Annotated in this window: 1 protein-coding gene; it reads right to left on the bottom strand. The window is 32.3% G+C overall.

The features are described 5' to 3' along the window. A partial coding sequence (locus RCF13_RS20285; RefSeq protein WP_308141525.1) for a hypothetical protein occupies positions 1 to 281 on the bottom strand: 281 nt, incomplete at its 3' end. Positions 282 to 303: the final 22 nt, after the last annotated feature.

Raw genomic sequence — 303 nt, 5'->3', positions numbered from 1 at the left:
TCTTTTAGGCTTGTTATCAGTGCATCAAATTCCCTATTGTCTCCCCAAATACGTTCTACTGATATAATGTTATCTGCTTTGTTGGGTATGTTATTGGACCCAGATATATCTGTTTTTTCGAGATTTCCAATTTCTTTATCTTTTAATTCTTTTTTCTCTTTGTTCGGATGTGCTAAAAGCACTACATGCACCCAGTTGTCTATAGCGAAATCTTTGCACCTTTGAACAAAATTTGCTTGATCTGAAAATAAACTATCTGCATTTTCTTCTAAAATACTCATTAAGTTGTCAATTACAAATAGT

Origin of the sequence: Stenotrophomonas maltophilia group sp. RNC7, from assembly GCF_030910085.1 — a bacterium.
Taxonomy (GTDB): Bacteria; Pseudomonadota; Gammaproteobacteria; order Xanthomonadales; family Xanthomonadaceae; genus Stenotrophomonas; species Stenotrophomonas sepilia.
The sequence above is the reverse complement of the archived record's forward strand: the minus strand, read 5'-3'. Positions and strand labels throughout refer to the sequence as shown.